At 54.3% G+C, this 19,028-nt stretch carries 17 protein-coding genes; 12 read left to right on the top strand and 5 right to left on the bottom strand.

The window, feature by feature from the left end; genetic code table 11:
- Positions 1–8: 8 nt before the first annotated feature.
- Together ompR and envZ are read left to right on the top strand one after the other, a co-directional pair.
- Positions 9–728, top strand: coding sequence for a two-component system response regulator OmpR (gene ompR, locus AAGQ96_RS19925; protein ID WP_001157751.1), 720 nt, complete (start codon positions 9–11; stop codon positions 726–728).
- Positions 725–2,077 (top strand): two-component system sensor histidine kinase EnvZ, encoded by a 1,353-nt coding sequence (gene envZ / locus AAGQ96_RS19920; RefSeq protein WP_147200141.1) that lies wholly within the window; start codon positions 725–727, stop codon positions 2,075–2,077. The genes ompR and envZ overlap by 4 nt, the downstream gene beginning before the upstream one ends.
- A gap of 49 nt (positions 2,078–2,126) precedes the next feature.
- Here the strand turns inward: envZ and pckA are convergent, their stop codons facing one another.
- From pckA to AAGQ96_RS19900, 4 genes are all read right to left on the bottom strand, one after another.
- On the bottom strand, positions 2,127–3,740 hold the full coding sequence (gene pckA / locus AAGQ96_RS19915; RefSeq protein WP_342754392.1) for a phosphoenolpyruvate carboxykinase (ATP): 1,614 nt from the start codon (positions 3,738–3,740) through the stop codon (positions 2,127–2,129).
- Between the two features lie 387 nt (positions 3,741–4,127).
- A complete protein-coding gene (gene hslO, locus AAGQ96_RS19910; protein ID WP_147200139.1) occupies positions 4,128–5,006 on the bottom strand; it encodes an Hsp33 family molecular chaperone HslO in 879 nt (292 codons plus the stop codon).
- A gap of 22 nt (positions 5,007–5,028) precedes the next feature.
- The gene (gene hslR, locus AAGQ96_RS19905) at positions 5,029–5,430 is read right to left on the bottom strand and encodes a ribosome-associated heat shock protein Hsp15 (protein ID WP_147200138.1); all 402 of its coding nucleotides are present in this window, start codon (positions 5,428–5,430) and stop codon (positions 5,029–5,031) included.
- A 149-nt stretch (positions 5,431–5,579) separates the two neighbouring features.
- Positions 5,580–7,718, bottom strand: a complete 2,139-nt coding sequence (locus AAGQ96_RS19900; RefSeq protein WP_147200137.1) for an intracellular growth attenuator family protein — start codon at positions 7,716–7,718, stop codon at positions 5,580–5,582.
- A 411-nt stretch (positions 7,719–8,129) separates the two neighbouring features.
- On the opposite strand from AAGQ96_RS19900, the gene nudE reads away from it, so the two are divergent.
- Complete coding sequence (nudE, locus tag AAGQ96_RS19895) at positions 8,130–8,696, top strand: ADP compounds hydrolase NudE (RefSeq protein WP_147200136.1); 567 nt, start codon at positions 8,130–8,132, stop codon at positions 8,694–8,696.
- Between the two features lie 141 nt (positions 8,697–8,837).
- Here the strand turns inward: nudE and mrcA are convergent, their stop codons facing one another.
- Positions 8,838–11,393, bottom strand: coding sequence for a peptidoglycan glycosyltransferase/peptidoglycan DD-transpeptidase MrcA (gene mrcA / locus AAGQ96_RS19890; protein ID WP_342754391.1), 2,556 nt, complete (start codon positions 11,391–11,393; stop codon positions 8,838–8,840).
- A gap of 117 nt (positions 11,394–11,510) precedes the next feature.
- On the opposite strand from mrcA, the gene pilM reads away from it, so the two are divergent.
- From pilM to dam, 9 genes are all read left to right on the top strand, one after another.
- On the top strand, positions 11,511–12,341 hold the full coding sequence (gene pilM / locus AAGQ96_RS19885; protein WP_147200134.1) for a pilus assembly protein PilM: 831 nt from the start codon (positions 11,511–11,513) through the stop codon (positions 12,339–12,341).
- Positions 12,328–12,873, top strand: a complete 546-nt coding sequence (locus AAGQ96_RS19880) for a PilN domain-containing protein (protein ID WP_342754390.1) — start codon at positions 12,328–12,330, stop codon at positions 12,871–12,873. Before pilM ends, AAGQ96_RS19880 begins: the two co-directional genes overlap by 14 nt.
- Positions 12,866–13,360, top strand: coding sequence for a hypothetical protein (locus AAGQ96_RS19875; protein WP_342754389.1), 495 nt, complete (start codon positions 12,866–12,868; stop codon positions 13,358–13,360). Before AAGQ96_RS19880 ends, AAGQ96_RS19875 begins: the two co-directional genes overlap by 8 nt.
- Positions 13,350–13,544, top strand: a complete 195-nt coding sequence (locus tag AAGQ96_RS19870; protein WP_342754388.1) for a hypothetical protein — start codon at positions 13,350–13,352, stop codon at positions 13,542–13,544. Before AAGQ96_RS19875 ends, AAGQ96_RS19870 begins: the two co-directional genes overlap by 11 nt.
- Positions 13,545–13,697: 153 nt before the next feature.
- Complete coding sequence (hofQ, locus tag AAGQ96_RS19865; RefSeq protein ID WP_342754387.1) at positions 13,698–14,957, top strand: DNA uptake porin HofQ; 1,260 nt, start codon at positions 13,698–13,700, stop codon at positions 14,955–14,957.
- Positions 14,958–15,346: 389 nt separating this feature from the next.
- Positions 15,347–15,868: a shikimate kinase AroK gene (aroK, locus tag AAGQ96_RS19860; protein ID WP_004160692.1), complete on the top strand. Its 522-nt coding sequence runs from the start codon at positions 15,347–15,349 to the stop codon at positions 15,866–15,868.
- 51 nt (positions 15,869–15,919) lie between these two features.
- Positions 15,920–17,011, top strand: a complete 1,092-nt coding sequence (gene aroB / locus AAGQ96_RS19855) for a 3-dehydroquinate synthase (RefSeq protein ID WP_147200129.1) — start codon at positions 15,920–15,922, stop codon at positions 17,009–17,011.
- Positions 17,012–17,079: 68 nt separating this feature from the next.
- A complete protein-coding gene (locus AAGQ96_RS19850; RefSeq protein WP_342754386.1) occupies positions 17,080–18,066 on the top strand; it encodes an SPOR domain-containing protein in 987 nt (328 codons plus the stop codon).
- 122 nt (positions 18,067–18,188) lie between these two features.
- Complete coding sequence (gene dam / locus AAGQ96_RS19845) at positions 18,189–19,010, top strand: adenine-specific DNA-methyltransferase (protein ID WP_147200127.1); 822 nt, start codon at positions 18,189–18,191, stop codon at positions 19,008–19,010.
- The last annotated feature ends 18 nt before the right edge of the window (positions 19,011–19,028 follow it).

Raw genomic sequence — 19,028 nt, 5'->3', positions numbered from 1 at the left:
GTATCGAAATGCAAGAAAACTACAAAATTCTGGTCGTAGATGATGACATGCGTTTGCGTGCGCTGCTGGAGCGTTATCTGACCGAACAGGGTTTCCAGGTGCGCAGCGTAGCAAATGCGGAACAAATGGACCGCCTGCTGACGCGTGAGTCCTTCCACCTGATGGTGCTGGACCTGATGCTGCCAGGTGAAGACGGCCTCTCTATCTGCCGCCGTTTGCGCAGCCAGAGCAACCCGATGCCGATCATTATGGTCACGGCGAAAGGGGAAGAAGTGGATCGTATCGTGGGTCTGGAAATCGGTGCGGATGACTATATTCCAAAACCGTTTAACCCGCGTGAGCTGCTGGCTCGTATCCGTGCCGTTCTGCGCCGTCAGGCGAACGAGCTGCCGGGGGCGCCGTCGCAGGAAGAAGCCGTTATCGCTTTCGGTAAGTTTAAGCTGAATCTGGGCACGCGCGAGATGTTCCGTGAAGACGAACCGATGCCGTTGACCAGCGGTGAATTCGCCGTGCTGAAAGCGCTTGTTAGCCATCCGCGTGAGCCACTTTCGCGCGATAAGCTGATGAATCTTGCCCGTGGGCGCGAGTACAGCGCGATGGAACGTTCTATCGACGTGCAAATTTCTCGTCTGCGCCGCATGGTGGAAGAAGATCCTGCTCATCCACGCTATATCCAGACCGTTTGGGGCCTGGGCTACGTATTCGTGCCGGACGGCAGTAAAGCATGAGGCGAATCCGCTTCTCTCCCCGTAGTTCATTTGCCCGCACGCTGCTGCTGATTGTCACCCTGCTGTTTGTCAGTCTGGTGACGACGTATCTGGTGGTGTTGAACTTTGCTATTCTGCCGAGTTTACAGCAGTTTAATAAGGTGCTGGCGTACGAAGTGCGGATGCTGATGACCGATAAGCTGCAGCTGGAAGACGGCACGCAGCTTGAGGTGCCACCGGCATTTCGTCGTGAGATTTACCGCGAGCTGGGCATTTCGCTGTATACCAATGCGGCGGCGGAAGAGAGCGGATTACGCTGGGCGCAGCATTACGAGTTCCTCAGCCAGCAGATGGCGCAGCAGCTTGGCGGCCCGACCGACGTGCGCGTCGAGGTAAATAAAAACTCACCGGTGGTCTGGCTGAAAACCTGGCTGTCGCCAGATATCTGGGTGCGTGTTCCGTTAACTGAAATCCATCAGGGCGATTTTTCACCGCTGTTCCGCTATACGCTGGCGATTATGCTGCTGGCAATAGGCGGCGCGTGGCTGTTTATTCGTATTCAGAACCGGCCGCTGGTGGAGCTTGAACATGCGGCGCTACAGGTCGGCAAAGGGATTATTCCGCCGCCGCTGCGTGAATATGGCGCTTCTGAAGTGCGCTCGGTAACTCGAGCTTTTAATCAGATGGCGGCGGGTGTTAAACAGTTGGCCGACGATCGCACCTTGCTGATGGCTGGCGTCAGTCACGATCTGCGCACGCCGCTGACGCGTATTCGCCTGGCGACGGAAATGATGTCGCAGGAGGATGGCTATCTCTCTGAATCAATTAATAAAGACATTGAAGAGTGCAACGCAATCATCGAGCAGTTTATTGATTATCTGCGCACTGGTCAGGAGATGCAGACGGAACGAGCCGATCTGAACGGCGTGTTGGGCGAAGTCGTTGCGGCTGAAAGCGGCTACGAGCGCGAGATTGAAAACGCGGTAATGCCTGCTGAACTGATGCTGGATATCAATCCGCTGTCAATCAAGCGTGCGGTAGCTAACCTGGTGGTGAACGCGGCGCGTTATGGTAACGGGTGGATTAAGGTCAGCAGCGGCAGTGAACTTCAGCGTGCCTGGTTCCAGGTCGAAGATGATGGCCCGGGGATCCAGCCCGATCAGCTTAAGCATCTGTTCCAGCCTTTTGTACGCGGCGACAGCGCCCGCAGTACCAGCGGCACAGGTTTAGGGCTGGCCATCGTGCAGCGTATTATTGATGCCCATCAGGGCTCACTGGATATCGGCGAAAGTGAACGAGGCGGACTGCGTATTCGGGCTTATTTACCGTTACCGACCAGCGCGGTATTACCTGCGACCACCACAACCTGATGTGAATGTAAAAACTGCCTGATTCCAGGCAGTTTTTTTATCTGCACGATTACAGCTGTGGTCCCGCCGGAACCAGGGCTGCGCCGGCCGCCGTATCGGTATATTTATCAAAGTTAGCGATAAAGCGCTGTGCCAGATCCTGGGCTTTGGTTTCCCATTCAGCCGCATCGGCGTAGGTATTTCGCGGGTCGAGAATGCGGCTGTCGACGCCGGGCAGAGAGGTGGGCATCGCCAGGTTGAAAACCGGCAGCGTGACGGTTTCAGCCGTCGAAATTTCGTCGCTGAGAATCGCGTTGATAATCGCCCGCGTGTCTTTTAACGAAATACGCTTTCCCGTCCCGTTCCAGCCGGTGTTGACCAGGTAAGCTTCTGCGCCCGCTGCCGCCATACGCTTGACCAGCACTTCTGCATACTGCGTTGGGTGCAGCGTCAAAAACGCCGCGCCGAAACAGGCGGAAAAGGTTGGCGTCGGTTCCGTTACGCCACGCTCGGTGCCGGCTAGCTTGGCCGTAAAGCCCGAGAGGAAATGATACTGAGTCTGGTCGGGGGTCAGGCGGGAAACCGGCGGCAGTACGCCAAAGGCATCCGCAGTCAGGAAGATTACCTTGCGTGCGTGACCCGCTTTCGATACCGGCTTAACAATATTGTCGATATGGTAGATCGGATAGGAAACGCGGGTATTCTCAGTTTTGCTTCCGTCATCGTAATCCACTGAACCGTCGGCGCGTACTACCACGTTTTCCAGCAGCGCATCACGGCGGATAGCCTGATAAATCTCCGGCTCGGCCTGCTCAGACAGCTTGATAGTTTTGGCGTAGCAGCCGCCTTCGAAATTGAACACGCCATCGTCATCCCAGCCATGTTCGTCATCGCCAATCAGCTGACGCTCAGGATCGGTAGAAAGCGTGGTTTTACCGGTTCCTGACAGGCCGAAGAATACCGCCACGTCACCTTTTTCGCCGACGTTAGCCGAACAGTGCATAGAGGCAACGCCTTTTAGCGGCAGCAGATAGTTCATAATGGCGAACAGACCTTTCTTCATTTCGCCACCGTACCAGGTGCCGCCAATCAGCTGCATGCGCTCGGTCAGGTTGAAGGCGACGAAGTTTTCGGAATGCAAACCCTGCTGCTGCCAGTTCGGATTGGTGCATTTAGCCCCGTTCATCACCACAAAATCAGGCACAAAGCTGGCCAGCGCTTCATCGTCGGGGCGGATAAACATGTTTTTAACGAAATGCGCCTGCCAGGCCACTTCGGTAATAAAACGTACGCAGAGGCGTGTATCAGGGTTAGCGCCGCACCAGGTATCGACAACAAACAGACGCTTACCGGAAAGCTGCTGGCCGACCAGCGATTTCAGCTGCTGCCAGGTATCGTTATCCAGTGGCTGATTATCATTTTTGCCTTTGCCCTGGTCATTCCACCACAGCGTGTCACGGGTGGTTTCATCGCGAACGATATATTTATCTTTCGGCGAGCGGCCGGTGAAAATGCCGGTATCAACGGCGATCGCGCCTGACTGCGTTTCAATTCCGCGCTCGAAGCCAGTCAGCTCTGGGCGAGTTTCTTCTTTATACAGTGTGTCGAAGTCGGGGTTGTGGATAATCTCAACCGTATCCGTGATGCCATAAGCGACGAGGTCCTGCGGGGTCAGGTCACGCATGTTACTGCTCCTTTGTCGGTTCAGTTTTACTTCAGAATGTTTAAACATAATGTTCCAGGACCGTGATATTTCGCAACGCCTTCATAACACGCTAATCACGATCGCGCGCAGTTTACACGGGTGAGGCGCGAGGAAAAGGGCCAATCCGCAGAAATGAGAGGCGACGCGTGAATCGTTCAATAACGCTTCGCCCGATTTCATTTCTTTACTTTCTTAAGTGTTTAATAAGGCATTTATGCGTAAATACGGAGGTGGGCACTATTTTAAATATTGGGAACTGGCAGGGAACGTAATGGTGGCGAAGGGTGTAAAAAGGTGTGAAAAAGCAGCAGAAGAATTGTACAGCGGAAAGCGCCATCAGCCCACTGGACTCATGGCGCACAACAATCAGTGAACCCGATCGTTACCCGTAGTTGAATCGTTGCGGATCGCCGCGATATCAACAGCATCATAAATGTAGTGATTACCGCAATAGTCGCAGTGCATATCGATCTTGCCGTCTTCGGCCAGGATCTGGTCCACTTCGGCTTCCGGCAGGGTACGCAGGACTTCGCCACAGCGTTCATGAGAACAGGTGCAGTGGAAGCTCACGTCCTGTGGATCGTAAAGAGTCACTTCTTCCTGGTGGTACAAACGCCACAGCACTTCGTTTGCCGGCAGGCCAAGCAGCTCTTCGGTTTTGATCGTTTCAGTCAGCGTTGCCAGATGCGTGAAATCATCCGGATTAGCGTCCTGCGCAGGCAGTACCTGTAGCAAAATACCACCAGCGCCAGGCTGGCCTTCCGCTTCACCCGTGCGGATAAACAGGCGTGTCGGCAGCTGCTCTGAACGCATGAAGTAATCTTCCAGGCATTCCGCCAGCGTTTCACCTTCCAGACCGACCACGCCCTGATAGCGTTCACCTTGCGCAGGTGTGATGGTGATGATCAGATAGCCATTGCCTACCATCTCCTTGAGGCTGCTCTCAGGCGCGATATCGCCTTTAAGACGCGCTACGCCACGCATTTCCTGTCGGTTGTTGCCGTTGATAACCGCCAGATTCAGCGGGCCGTCACCTTGCAGCTGTACGGTAATATCGCCATCAAACTTCAGCGTGGCGGTCAGTAAGCTGGTCGCTACCAGCAGTTCACCCAGTACTTTCTGTACAGGCTGTGGATAGTCGTGACCGTCGATAATCTGCTTCCAGGTGTCGGAAACGGTAACCAGTTCGCCACGCACGGCGTAGTTTTCGAACAGGTAACGGTGCATTTGGTCTTGATGAGCCATAATTCTCTCTCGTTGTGGCGGCTTACTCGTCGCCAGAATTTTTAAATTTCATTAGGTCGCGCCGCTCTTTTTTGTCAGGGCGGCGATCGGGATGCGGCATAGTCAGCGCACTCATTTTGCGCGCCTGCGCGATCTTTTCCCTTTTCTCAATACTCTGTGGCGTTTCGGCATACATCTGCTGGGCTTCGGTTGCAGGCCCGCGCTTGTCGCTAACCGTCTGAACGATGACCGTCCGTTCGTCGTTACCCTGACGCAGCGTCAGTTCTGCATCAGGTTCCACAATTTTACTTGGCTTACTGCGCTGGCCGTTGTAGTGAACTTTGCCACCTTCAACCATCTCACGCGCTATCGCGCGGGTTTTATAAAAGCGAGCGGCCCACAGCCATTTATCGAGCCGAACCGCTTCTGCGGATTTCTCTTTCATCGCTGCTCCTGTGTGGGAACATCCCTATGTATGGGTTGTACGTCAGAATTCAAGGTGCCGCTCCGGCGTGTGGCCGGAGCAGAGCATCAGAGGGTACCTGAGAGGTCAAAAGCCATGTCAGTGTTAAAAATAGCATAAAACTAACGGGCTCAGAACAGGGGACGAATGCCCTGTGGCGTGTTCAGCGCAGGGCTGAAACAGGTATCGTAATAGTTCTGGATAGCGGCGGTACGTACGCGATTGTGGTGGATACGTTTGATCGCCAGCAGAGCGTTGATAATAAAGCTTAAGGTGACCAGCAGCAGCAGCAGACTGGTGCCCAGGTAACGACCCAGCTTGATGGCGTCCGGTTCGCTATGCAGCGCGATATGACGCGTGCCGTTAGCGTCAGTACTGATATTGGTCACGATGCCGTAGGCGGAGAACGGCGTATGCAGCAGCATGCCCGCCAGCCGTTGCAGCTCCGGCCACTGATCGGGCGCGTTGTAGTCGAACAGCGAAACGGTCGGCGTTTGCTGATTAACTAACTGACGGCCTTCATCGCTGACAATCAGAAATCCACCCGGTGGTGGGCTGTTCAACGCCTCAGAAGCCCGGCGAGTTTCACGATAGAAGAATGATGACGTGGCGGTATTCACCAGGTTTTCCAGCGCTTCGGCACTGACCGGGCGTAACAGGACATTCATGCCGTTCAGCGAACCGGAATCCGCCCGGTGCACCAGCGTTTCCCAATCTTTCGCGTTGCCGAGATTAACCAGGGCATTTTTCAGCCTGACGCAATCCTGTTCCTGACTACAAAGATCCTGCGTTTTCAACACAATATCGGAAAAATCATCCAGCAGGATCATGCCGGATTTTTGGATGGCTGTTGCAAGCTGTGGATTCAGTTTGGGATCGGCACTGCTTTGAGGATGCAACTGATCGCTGGTGGTCGTCAGCAGGGCCATCGCTTTATCGATAATATCCGACTGCGGCTGGGGCAGGGGAGCCGCATTGTTCCAGTAAACGGCCGAACAGTCGAACGGCATAAAAGCATAGGTTCTGTTGCCCTGATAGGTGGCCGGAACAGAACACATCCCTTCGCCGCTCACTTTCAGGCTGTCGCCAACACGCAGAGGAATTTTTTCCAGATCGTTAACTGAAAACACCTGCACGCTTTCGGTGCCTTTCAGCCAGGCCATGCTGAGCTTTAGCGGCATGCTCAACGGTATCAACGCGATCAACAGAATAAGGACCAGCAGCGAACTGGCAGCCAGTACCAGATTTTTACGCCAGCGCTGAATTGGAAAATTACGCATTTCATCCTGAAGCGACAGGAAGCGGCCCTGACGCACCACATGACGACTCAGATAAATATCTACTTCCGTCGACTGACCCAGATCATGCGCGACATAGGGCTGCCAGTGCGAAGGATAAATTAAATCGATAATGCCCAGCGAGATATTGCTTACCTGACCCTGGTTCGATTCACCAAATAATCCCCAGCGTTTTGGCGCACCTCGCAGGCAGTGGATTTCGCGTAAATCTTTTTCCGAGGGGCGACGGTACAGCGACCAGCCGCTGACGCCGATGACGACAATGGCTGAAAACACCAGCCATGGCATCAGCACTACCGGGCTGATCAGGCTGAAGAAAAGCAGCAGCAGCGCTAAGCCAATCGCAACCGCTTCCCGTGTCCCGTCCGGGCGGCTAAGGGTGTATTCTTCAAGGGTTTCCTTACGCACACTGAGCAGCTCAATGTTTTCGCTTTCTTCTTTTCTGATCGAGGCGTTTTGACCCACCGGACGCGCAGACGCAGCCAGCGTAGGCTGCTCGTAAACGTAGTTCACCAGCGAATGGCCATTCAGGGAAATAACCAGCGGAATAGTTTGGGTTTTGATCAGCTCAACATAGTTTTCTTCCGCTATGTATTGCTCCCACAACGGCGGCAAATGCACTTCAACGGCGTCAAGATAGTAGCGCCATTTGTGGGGTTCGTCGGTAGAAAGTCCGTAACGGGTTATTGAGCGCGTCACCGGATAGACATTGCTGCTTTGTGAGGTCAGTACCAGGCGATCGTTTGTACTGCTGGCGCCGGTTGGCAGAGGGGTATTGCGATGTTTTTCAAGTGAGCTGACATAGCGCTCGACGGCTTTACGCTCATCGTCGCTAAGTTTACGAAAAGGAGGACTAATAAATGGCAGTGGTTTCGCCAACGGCGGACGATGCCGCATAGCGTACCAAAAAAAACAACCCGCCCCCATTGAACAGGCCAGCATTACAGCCAATATAATGACTATTGTGCTCATGCTTCCCTCATTCCTGCCACCCTGTTCCCGTCTTTATGCTGGAAATTACCTGACTGAATCATATCGAGTTCGACATTGTGACGGGTTCAGACGGCGCTGGCAATCCGCCTTTTCCACAAAAATAGCGCACAAAATCATAAAATTAGAATAATTGTAGATGAGTCCCAACTGTGATCGTAACAAGCAACGTTAATTTGCAACATCGGTATATTCCTATTTTATAGTGCACGGATTGACATTTTTTAAAACTTTTTAAATCGTTACCCGGCGCAATTGTTATAACAGTGTAAAATAATCCATGCGATGATTGGCATCCCCGCGTCGCTGCCGCACAATGGGGAAACTATCGGTTAATTTACCGTGACTGGCGAGCTATCAGGCTCAATTTTTTGGCTTTTCCCTGGGGCCACCATGACCAGACAACTGCAAAAACCCGAAATTCTTAATGTAGAGACCGTTGCCCGTTCACGGCTGTTCACCGTACAGGCCGTGGATTTGCTTTTCAGCAACGGCGCGCGGCGCGTCTATGAACGCATGAAACCTTCCAGCCATGAAGCGGTGATGATTGTGCCCATTATCGATAATCATCTTGTGTTGATCCGCGAATATGCTGTCGGGCTGGAAAGTTACGAGCTTGGTTTCCCTAAAGGATTAATCGATCCGGGCGAGACCCCTTTTGAGGCGGCGAATCGCGAGCTGAAAGAAGAGGCCGGATTTGGTGCTGAGAAACTGGAAGCGCTGGGGAAACTGACGCTGGCACCTTCTTATTTCTCCAGCAAAATGAATATTGTGGTGGCGGAAAATCTCTACGAAGAACAGCTGGAAGGAGATGAGCCTGAGCCACTGCCACAGGTGCGCTGGCCGCTGGATAATCTGCTGGGTCTGCTACAGGAACCTGATTTCTGTGAAGCTCGTAATGTGAGCGCACTGTTCCTGGTGCGGGAATGGTTGGTAAAGCAAGGGCGGCTTAGCTACTAGCCACTTTCTGGCTACCTTATCGGGCCACAACTGCTGCAAAAGCGGGGTGGCGCTGTCAGGTATTCGATAACAACGAAAAGGGTGGATGAGCCGCAGAAATCTCTCTTCTGCGGCTCATCCACCCTTTATATCGGCCAGCGCTTAGAACAGCTCGTGGCTCTCGCCGTTATCCATTAACGTTGTGCCAACATCATGCACGGCATGCTCAGTTGGCTGCGTACCATTGATAAAGTACTCCTGGCGCGTGTTGCCACTGCCGTTCGCGAGCTTACCCGTCTGACGATCGATCGTTACCGTCACCACGCCATCTGGCGGTGTCAGAGGCTGAACGGGCACGCCGTCCAGCGCTACTTTCATGTAATCATCCCAGGCTGGCTGTGCGCTCTTCGCTCCGCCTTCGTAGCCAGAAATCTGATCCTTGATGGCACCGGATGCGGTAGTCCGTCCCAGATCGCGACGGTGATCGTCAAAACCGATCCATACGGAAGTCACCACGCCCGGACCGTAACCAGAGAACCAGGCATCTTTCGAGCTGTTGGTCGTCCCTGTTTTACCGCCAATGTCGTTACGCTTCAGATCGCGGCCCGCGCGCCAGCCGGTTCCCATCCAGCCCGGTTCCCCGAAAACATTGGAGTTGAGCGCGCTTTTAATCAGGAACGACAGCGGCGTGTTAATCACGTGCGGGGCATATTGCTGTTCGCCGTCAGCAGAGACCTGCTGCTTTGAAACCTGCTCCAGCTGCGGCTGCGGCACGGCAACGTTGTTACCCTGCTGCGAAACTGCCGGGTTCTCAACGCTGTCTTCGTTCATCGCCAGCGCCTTCTGAGTCTCCCCATAAATCACCGGCAGGTTACACTGCGGGCAGGCGATTTTTGGTTTCTCTTCAAAAAGCGTATTGCCGTTTTCATCTTCAATTTTACTGATGAAGTAAGGGTCAACCAGGAAGCCGCCGTTGGCCATTACCGAATAGCCACGCACCATTTGTAACGGCGTGAAGGAGGCCGAGCCAAGCGCCAGCGATTCAGTATGCACAATGTTTTGTGCAGGGAAACCAAAGCGTTGCAGGTACTGAGCGGCGTAATCAACGCCCATTGCGCGCATTGCCCTTACCATCACCACGTTTTTAGATTGACCCAGGCCCTGACGCAAGCGGATCGGCCCGTCGTAGGTTGGCGGTGAGTTCTTCGGCCGCCAGTCGGAACCGGCACCCGCATCCCAACGCGAGATTGGCACGTCGTTCAAAATCGAGGCCAGCGTCAGTCCACGGTCCATCGCGGCGGTATAGAGGAAAGGTTTGATGTTAGAACCCACCTGCCGCAGCGCCTGAGTAGCACGGTTGAACTTGCTTTGGTTAAAGTCGAAGCCACCGACCAGCGCACGAACGGCACCGTTCTGCGGATCGAGTGAAACCAGCGAGGAGTTCACGTCCGGAACCTGCGCCAGCCACCAGTCGGTATCCACCTGACGTACCCAAATCTGCTGGCCTGGCTGCACCACCTCGGTAACGGATTTCGGCGTGCTGCCCTGCTGGGTGTCAGAACGATAAGGACGCGCCCAACGCATACCGGCAAGATTCAGCGTAACGCTACTGCCGTCGCGCATTGTAGCCGTGGCCTGGTCACGGTTTGCCTCGGTGACAACCGCCGGGAAGAGAGGGCCATAAACGGGTAACGATTTCAGCGTTTTCAGGATTTCAGTGCGATCCCACGCGTTCTGACCCACTTTCCACAACACGTTAGCCGGGCCGCGATAGCCGTGACGCATGTCATAGTTCAACACGTTGTCCTGCACGGATTTTTGCGCGCCCAGCTGAAGCTTACGCGTAATCGTGGTGGTGACTTTAAAGCCGTCGTTATAGGCATTGTCGCCATAGCGCTTCACCATCTCCTGACGCACCATTTCGGTCAGATAAGGCGCGGAGAAAGCGATTTCTGGCGCATGGTAGTTAGCGTCCAGCGAAGCGCTGCGCGCCTCATCATATTGCGACTGGGTAATGTAGTTCTGATCCAGCATACGGCCCAGTACGACATTACGACGCTGCAGGGCGCGTTTAGGCGAATATAGCGGGTTAAACGTGGATGGCGCCTTCGGCAATCCGGCGATCATCGCCATTTCGCTCAGTGACAGTTGATCAACGTTCTTACCAAAGTAGACCTGAGCCGCGGCACCTACGCCGTAAGCGCGATAGCCCAGATAGATCTTGTTCAAATACAGCTCAAGGATCTCATCTTTCGTCATCATCTGTTCAATACGGATGGCGAGGAAAGCTTCCTTGATTTTACGCATCAGGGTGCGTTCAGGACTGAGGAAGAAGTTACGAGCCAGCTGCTGGGTAATAGTACTGGCGCCTTGCGAAGCATGTCCGGAGACCAGCGCAATACTCGCTGCACGAAAAATACCAATCGGATCAATGCCGTGGTGCTCGTAGAAACGGCTGTCTTCGGTGGCGATAAACGCCTTCACCATAACGGGAGGAATCTGCTGCAGCTTCAACGGGATGCGGCGCTTTTCACCATATTGAGCAATCAGCTCATTATCGGCACTGTAAACCTGCATCGGCGTCTGGAGCCGGACATCTTTCAGCGTAGCAACGTCGGGCAGCTGCGGTTCGATATACTGATATAAGCCATAAATCGAGCCTGCTCCCAGCAAAATGCAACACACTGCAAGGATCAATAAATACTTTACGAACTTCACCTGATATTTTCCATATTGAGTCGTCTGGACAGTTTATAAACAATCGCGCGGTAGTATAAAGGCAAGCCAGAAGCTTTGATACGTCATTTTAATCACTGACGATAGGGAGATCGCGCAATGGCATTTCAGACATGGCAAGTCGGCCTGGATATACAGAACGGGCAGATCTGCGCCCTGGCTATCCAACGCCGTCGGAACGGCTGGCAACTTCGCCACTGGTGGCGGCATGCGTTGCCGCACGATACGTTAACCAACGGCCTGGTGCAACGACCCGAACCGGTAATCGCACTGTTACAGCACTGGCGGCGGCAGCTGCCTTATCGCCTTTCTTTGCGGGTTGGTTTCCCGCCACAGCTGGTGTTACAGCGCTCGGTTGAGCTGCCGGGAACACAGCTGCGCGAGCCGGAACGAAGCAATTATATTACTGCTGCGGCGCGACGTTTTTTTCCCATCGAACCCGAAACCCTGGCGCTGGACTACCGCGCAGCGGAAGGAAACAACGGCCAGCTCTGGTTAACCGCAGCGCGACATGAAGCGGTGCAAAGCTGGCAACACTGTTTTCGACAGGCAAAATTGCAGCCAGATATTTTCGAACTCACACCGGCTGCATTACGCGCGCTGGCACAGGGCTTGCAGCTCAATCCCGCATCGGCGCTGGTTCATCGTTTAACCGATCACTGGCTGTGGTTTCCTGCCGGGCAGCAAACAGGATGGTGTGCTGTAGAGGAGGCACCGGACTTTGCAGCGCTGCGCTGTCGATATCTGCCTGATACAACCGATTTTTACTATAGCTCGGCCGTGGATACCGACTTGCCGGATAATACGAAACGGCTTAATCCACTGGATGCGTTCGCCTTTAAGCAACTGCCGCTGCCGTTATCCACCAGTGAGTTTGCGCTGGCAGCAGGATTGGCTTTGCGGCCAGGAGATAGTGATGGTTTGGGTTAATTTACTTCCCTGGCGTCACCGTCAGCTTAGGGCGAAGTGGCATCGTGACTGCCTGATAGCGTCGGTAATGAGTGCCGCCTGTCTGTTTGCCCTGCTGCCGACGGCGGGTTTGCGGATGGAGAATGAACAACGAGGGAACCTTGTTCGCCGAACGCAGGAGGCGAACAGGCGGCTCGACGCGTTAAAAGCGCGTTCCGTTGCCCTGGCACTACAAAAACAGCAGCTTCAGCAGAAGCTGGCGAACTATGTCAGCCAGCGTGAACGGCTGCGGCAGTGGCATGACTTTACGCTGACATTACCGGATTTGATGCCAGAAAAGCTCTGGCTGAGCGGGCTGAGTAAAACGGCGGATGACCTGACTTTTTCGGGCTTTTGCCCGGAGATGGCCGAGATTGATGATTTCCGTTTACGTCTGGAGAGGCTGCCGCTGTTCCGGCGGGTGACAACGGGAAAGCTGAGCCGCAATCCTCAAGGCGTCATTCAGTTCAGCCTGCTGGCAACGTTGGTGAGTCAGGAGAAGCTTGATGAGTAACGCGTTACTCCGTTGGCTACAGCTTTCCCTGTGGCTGCGTCTGTTGGTGCTGACATTAATTGCTTTTGTTCTGGCGGTGGCCGTCTGGCAGCTCTGGCAGCCGCCGTTGCAGCAAAGCGCGTCAATGCAGACTCAGCAGCAGCACCAGCTAAAGCGTTACCAGGCAACGCTGCGAAGCTTACGGCACGGTCAGTCGCTGGATGAAAGAGAGGCCGAAATAGTGACGCTACGACAGGCGTTACAGCCTGAGGAACAGCCATTTTCTCTGGTACAGCTTACGGCTAGCGCTGGCAATGGCCTTAAACGCTGGCAGCCCGCTTCAGGCGGGGGAGAACTGACGCTGGAGCTGGACTGGTCGCACTTGCAGGATGTGCTGCGTTATCTAAGCGAACGACAACCTGTCGTCACTCTGCCTCAGTTCACCTTAAAACGCGTACAGGAACGCCTTCAATTCCAGTTTGTTTTGGTCGTGAATCATGAGCGTTAACTGGCTGCTGATATTGATGGCGGGAGGCGGACTGCTGCTCGGTTCAGCGGATACCTGTGCGTCTCGCGATCCCTTTACGCCGCCGGACTCGCTGAACTGCCAGACTGCCAGACTGCCGGTCACGCACGTCCGCTTTGGCGGCTACGTGGGATTATCGGTCATAAAGAAGATTACCGCGCTTTGATGGTTTCCGACCAGGGCAAAGGCAGGCTGCGCGGGCATAAAGAACGCCTGGATGAGTACTGGCAATTGCGGGAAGTTGATGCGCGTAGCGTTACGCTCGCGGCACAACAAGGATGCACGCCACCGTTAAGACTGGCGTTGAAAGGAAGCATTTATGAAAATTCAGCTCTTGAAAACGATGTTGCTGTTGCTGCTGTTACGCCTGCCGTTGCTCCACGGCAGCCCACAACCGCTCTCACTGGCGTTCGATGATGCGCCGGTCGGTCAGATATTGCAGGCGCTGGCCGATTACCAACAGCTAAACCTGCTGGTTGCGCCTGGGGTTGAAGGCAAACTCTCCGTCAGGTTACAGGAGATCCCCTGGCAACAGGCGCTAACGCTGGTGGCGCGAATGGCAAAAATCAGTATTGAAACAGAAGGCAACGTGCTGCTGGCATACCCGGAAAGCTGGCAGCGAGAGAAAGCGCTTGAACAGCAGCAAAAGCAGGAAGAGGCGGAAAAATCGCAGCCGCTGCAAACGCTGGCGTTAACGCTACAGTATGCAGATGCCAGCACCATTCATACCAGCCTGAAGGCCTTACGAAGCCAGCTAATGACGCCACGCGGCAGCGTTACGGTCGATACCCGTACCAATACTCTGCTGCTTCGTGATACGCAGAGCGCCCTGGAAGAGACGCGTCGCTGGGTCGCTACCCTGGACATCCCGCTGGAACAGGTAGAACTGGCCGCACATATCGTCACCATTAACGAAGAAAGCCTGCGGGAACTGGGCGTGCAGTGGGGCATGAGCAGCGAGGAACAGATTTCCCAGGCGCTAAGGGTCAGTCAGCTGCGGGTCGATCTGCCCGTTGCCAGCCCGGCAATGACCGCAGGTTTTACCCTTGCCCGACTTAACGGCAAGCTGCTCGATTTGGAACTGAGCGCGCTGGAGCAGGAAAACAAAGTAGAAATCATTGCCAGCCCGAGACTGTTTACATCGCATCAGCAGCCCGCCAGCATCAAGCAGGGAACCGAAATCCCTTATGAGGTAGCCAGCGGCAGTAATGGCAGCACCACGATAGAGTTTAAAGAGGCGGTTTTAGGGATGGAGGTCACGCCGGTCATCCAGCCTAATGGGCGAATAATGCTGAAACTGCATCTCAGCCAGAATGTGCCTGGCAGCACAATGCGCAGCGGCGAAGGAGAATATATCGCTATTGATAAGCAGGAAATCGAAACACAGGTTACGCTCAAAGACGGGCAAACGCTGGCGCTCGGCGGCATTTTTCAGCAGCATAGTGCAAAGGGACAGAGCAAGGTGCCTGTGCTGGGCGATGTTCCTCTGTTGGGGGCGCTTTTTCGTCACACGACTACGGAGCAAAAAAGGCGGGAACTGGTCATCTTCATCACCCCAAGGCTGATTCGTGATGAATAATGCTTTTTTGTTACAAACTGAGGAGCCAGGCGCTTTTTTAACGCATTGCGGCCATATGCGTTTGACGCAAGAGCCGAATTAGCTTACAAGGTTTAGCGATTTTGATTTACAGGCCTTGTTTTGGCTGCGAAGAATACATTTAACCCGTTTTTTATCGTGCGCAACCGGCGTAGCCGATGCAGTGACATCGGAGTGATAAATGAAGCGGACTGAAACGCGCCAAAAAAGTGCGCAATGGGCAAGGTCAATTTAATCGGTTGCCAAAACACCTTCAGTGTTGAGATAATTTTCCTCTGACTCTCGCACTATCGCTCATGAGGTTTCAGTTCATGTCCTGTCCGCTGTAGGACGGGGTATCATTAACGAATTGTCTTAGTAATACCGAAAAAATGGCAGAGAAACGCAATATCTTTCTGGTTGGGCCTATGGGTGCCGGCAAAAGCACTATTGGGCGTCAGTTAGCTCAGCAACTCAATATGGAATTTTTCGATTCCGATCAAGAAATTGAGCGACGTACCGGAGCGGATGTGGGCTGGGTATTCGACGTCGAAGGCGAAGAAGGCTTCCGCGATCGCGAAGAAAAAATCATCAACGAACTTACCGAAAAGCAAGGCATCGTGCTGGCTACCGGTGGAGGTTCCGTTAAATCACGTGAAACGCGCAATCGTCTTTCTGCTCGCGGCGTCGTGGTGTATCTGGAAACAACCATTGAGAAGCAGCTGGCGCGTACGCAGCGTGATAAAAAGCGTCCTCTGTTGCAGGTGGAATCTCCGCCGCGCGAGGTGCTGGAAGCGCTGGCGGATGAACGTAATCCGCTTTATGAAGAGATTGCCGACGTGACGATCCGTACCGATGACCAGAGTGCTAAAGTGGTCGCGAATCAAATTATCAACATGTTGGAAAAGAGCTGATTCAGGCTCTTTCCCCGCCTGCGGGCCAAAGCAAAAAGGTGATAACGCTTCATGGAGAAGATTACCGTCACTTTGGGGGAACGCAGTTACCCCATTACCATTGCTGCCGGACTGTTTAACGATCCGGCTTCTTTTTGGCCGCTTAAGGCGGGCGATCGGGCCATGCTGGTGACAAACCAGACCCTGGCCCCCCTCTATCTTGAACCTTTGCGCCAGCAGCTGGAAAAAGCGGGTGTGGAGGTAGACCAGGTGATCCTGCCGGACGGCGAGCAGTATAAAACGCTGGCGGTAATGGATCAGGTCTTTACCGCGCTGCTGGAAAAACCTCACGGTCGCGACACGACCCTGATTGCCTTAGGTGGCGGGGTCATTGGCGATCTGACCGGTTTTGCGGCAGCGAGCTATCAACGTGGCGTGCGCTTTATCCAGGTGCCAACCACGCTCCTTTCTCAGGTGGATTCTTCGGTTGGAGGAAAAACCGCCGTGAATCATCCCCTGGGCAAGAACATGATTGGCGCGTTCTATCAGCCTGCTTCCGTTGTGATCGATATCGACTGCCTGAACACACTCCCTGCGCGCGAGCTGGCTTCGGGCCTGGCTGAAGTCATCAAGTACGGCATCATTCTTGACGGCGAGTTTTTTAGCTGGCTGGAAGAGAATATGGATGCGCTGCTGGCGCTTGACGGTAAAGCCCTGGCGTATTGCATCCGTCGATGCTGCGAGCTAAAAGCGGAAGTGGTTGCTGCCGATGAACGTGAAATGGGCCAGCGTGCGCTGCTGAACCTGGGCCACACCTATGGTCATGCGATCGAAGCGCATATGGGCTACGGTAACTGGCTGCATGGTGAGGCCGTTGCGGCCGGAATGGTCATGGCTGCGCGTACCGCTGAGCGGCTGGGCGAATTCTCCTCGCAGGATACCGACAGAATTATTACCTTGCTGAAGCGGGCAGGGTTGCCGGTAGCCGGTCCGGAGAGCATGGCGGCAGAAGACTATTTGCCGCATATGCTGCGCGATAAAAAAGTGCTTGCTGGCGAGCTGCGTCTGGTCTTGCCACTGGCTATAGGTCGCTCCTGTGTACGCAGCGGCGTTGGACACGATCGGGTTCTGGCGGCAATTAACGATTGCCAACAGTCGGTTTAAAACACTATTGACGTTACCGCTGCTCACAGGATGTGAAGCGGCGTTGCTGCTCTACTGGAGGAGGTTGAATGGACGAGTTTAAACCGGAAGATGAGTTAAAGCCTGACACCAGCGATCGCCGTCCTCAGCGATCCCGTAAAACGTCTTCTGCCCCCAAAGTCCCGGTTTCGCGCCAGCACATGATGATGGGCGTGGGCATCCTGGTTCTGCTGCTGATTGTGGTGGGTATTGGCTCCACGCTGACCTCCTCAGATAAGAAAGAGAGTCAGAATGCCGGGCAAACACCCGCAACCTCCGGCAGCGGCAACGATATCGATCTTTCAGGCTCCTCTTCAATGAGCGGCCAGTCTGGTACGCAAGCGCCAGCCGAAACCCCTGCGCCTGACGCCAGCAGCAACACGGCTGCGTCCAGCCCAGAGGAACTCAGCGCGCCGCCAATTTCTTCTACGCCAACGCAGGCTCAGCCGGTTCAGACGCCAGCGGGTCAGCAGCGTGTTGAATTACCGGGCGATCTTAACAATGCGCTGTCTAACCAGCAGAACCAGGTTGATGCCGCCGCGCAGGGTGCCGATAACGCCAGTTCGCTGCCAACGGCGCCCGCGACGGTAACGGCAGGGAGTCGTCCAGTGGCGGCTCAGCCTACGGCCCAGCCTGCTCCGCATCAGAATAAACCTGCTGTAACGCACAAAACGGTGACTAAGCCAGTTGCGAAAGAAAGCGTTCATAAAAATACGCCGGTAAAAGCATCGTCGCCAGCCGCATCCGCGCCTGCTTCGACGGCTTCTTCCGCTGTAACCGGTGGAAATTACACCTTGCAGTTGAGCAGCGCTTCCCGCTCCGATACGCTGAACGCCTGGGCGAAAAAACAGGGGCTTGGCAGCTACCACGTATATAAAACCACGCGTAACGGCGAAGCCTGGTATGTGCTGGTCAGTGGTTCTTACGCCACGCCAGCTGATGCGAAGCGTGCTGTAGCCTCGTTGCCAGCGGATGTTCGCGCAAAAAATCCGTGGGTTAAACCTGTAAGCCAGGTTAAGAAAGAGTCGGCTAACTGATAAACGGCGGGTACCCTCCGTCCAGTCTCCGTCAGGCCGCGTTAAGCGGCCTGACGATTTAAAGCGCAGATATGCTGTCGGTGTAACCGCAGCCAGAAGAGTAATTGTAATAAAACGACGGCATGAAAAAAAATCGCGCTTTTTTGAAATGGGCGGGTGGTAAATTCCCGCTTCTTGATGATATCCAACGTCATTTACCTGAAGGGGACTGTCTGATCGAGCCTTTTGTTGGCGCGGGATCCGTATTTCTGAATACCCATTTCCCACGCTACGTGCTGGCCGATATCAACAGTGACCTGATCAACCTCTACAACATCGTCAAAAATCGCGTCGACGAGTTCGTTGCCGATGCCCGCGAGTTGTTTACCAGCGAGGCAAACGAGGCTGAGTTTTACTACGCCCGTCGCTTTGAGTTTAATCGTTGCACCGATCCGTATCGTCGCGGCGTGCTGTTTCTGTACCTGAACCGCCACTGCTACAATGGACTTTGCCGCTACAATTTAAGCGGTGAATTTAACGTGCCTTTTGGTCGTTACCGTAAGCCCTATTTTCCTCAGGACGAACTTTACTGGTTCTCCGAGCGGGCGCAAAACGCCACCTTTGTCTGTGAATCATACGATGTTACCCTGAGCAGAGCGTCGCAAGGCTCGGTCGTTTATTGCGATCCACCCTATGCGCCGCTGTCGGCCACGGCGAATTTTACCGCCTACCACACCAACAGTTTCAGCCTGTTGCAGCAGCAGCATCTGGCCGAGCTGGCGGTAAAGCTGGCGCGTGAAAGCCGGATCCCGGTGTTGATTTCCAATCATGACACGCCGCTGACGCGCGAATGGTATCAGGCGGCACAGCAGCTGCATCAGATCAAGGCGCGACGTTCTATCAGTCGCAACGGTAGCGGACGAACCCAGGTTAATGAACTGCTGGCGCTGTTTACCGGCGACTGACCCTCAAATGCAGTACGT

The sequence above is a fragment of the Pantoea sp. MBD-2R genome (assembly GCF_039134845.1).
Classification (GTDB): domain Bacteria; phylum Pseudomonadota; class Gammaproteobacteria; order Enterobacterales; family Enterobacteriaceae; genus Erwinia.
This window is presented reverse-complemented; position numbering and strand designations above follow the sequence as displayed.